This is a genomic window from Verminephrobacter aporrectodeae subsp. tuberculatae At4, assembly GCF_000193225.1.
Classification (GTDB): Bacteria; Pseudomonadota; Gammaproteobacteria; order Burkholderiales; family Burkholderiaceae_C; genus Acidovorax; species Acidovorax aporrectodeae.
Genome location: NZ_AFAL01000850.1, coordinates 1 through 1061, shown reverse-complemented (window position 1 = coordinate 1061; position 1061 = coordinate 1). Strand labels below are relative to the sequence as shown.

The following is a 1061-nucleotide window of genomic DNA, read 5'->3' as shown; positions in this document are numbered from 1 at the left end:
TTGCCCGCGCTGCTGACCGCAAAGGCCGAGGCGGCTGCGGTCCTCACGGCATCCAGGTCCGTCGCGTCGGTGTAGCTCAGCACCAGTTGCTTGCCGCGGACCGTGGCGCTGTAGAACACCGGGGCCATGGTGTCCCCGGCTCGGTTGTTGCTCACGGCCTGGTTCGTGAAACTGGCCGCGTCATTGCCGGCAGCGTCCTGTATCACCATATCGCCCGTCGCGGGCCGGGTGTAGCTCAGCGTGACCGCCTCGCCGCTGACCACCTTGCGGCTGAGCAGCAGGGTCACGGTCTTGCCCGATACGAGCACGCGGTCCACGCGAATGGCCGTATTGCCCGGGCTACTCAGCACAAAGGCCGAGGCGGCTGCGGTATTCACGGCATCCAGGTTGCCCGCATCGATGTAGGTCAGTTCCAGCAGCTTGCCGTCGACCGTGGCGCTGCCCAGCACCGGGGCCGTGGTGTCCCGGATCTGAACGTCCCGGTCCCTGAAGCTGGCCGCGTCATTGCCGGCCACGTCCTGTATCACGTTCTCGCCGGTCGCCGGCCGGGTGTAGCTCAGCTTGAGCGTTTCACCGCGGGCCACATCGCGGCTCAGCGTCAGGATCACGGTCTTGCCCGATACGAGCACCCGGTTCACGCCAATGGCTGCATTGCCCACGCTGCTGACCGCAAAGGCCGAGGCGGCTGCGGTATTCACGGCATCCAGGTTGCCCGCATCGGTGTAGCTCAGCACCAGTTGGTTGCCGTTGACCGTGGCGCTGCCCAGCACCGGGGCCGTGATGTCCCGAACCTGAACGGCCTGGTCCGTGAAGCTGGCCGCGTCATTGCCGGCCGCGTCCTGTATCACGTTCTCACCGGTCGCGGGTTTGGTGTAGCTCAGCGTGGGCGTTTCGTCGCTGGCCACTTCGCGGCTCAGTTCCAGGATCACGGTCTTGCCCAATACGAGCACGCTGTTCACGCGAATGGCCGCCTTGCCCGCGCTGCTGACCGCAAAGGCCGAAGCGGCTGCGGTATTCACGGCATCCAGATTTCCCACATCGGTGTAGCTCAGCACCAGCAG

The 1061-nt window shown here is 65.9% G+C and carries 1 protein-coding gene; it reads right to left on the bottom strand.

All coding sequences use genetic code 11. The annotated features are described in order from the left end of the window. Positions 1-1061 (bottom strand): SwmB domain-containing protein (locus VTU_RS29595; RefSeq protein WP_040893866.1); only part of this gene is annotated, 1061 nt, incomplete at both ends.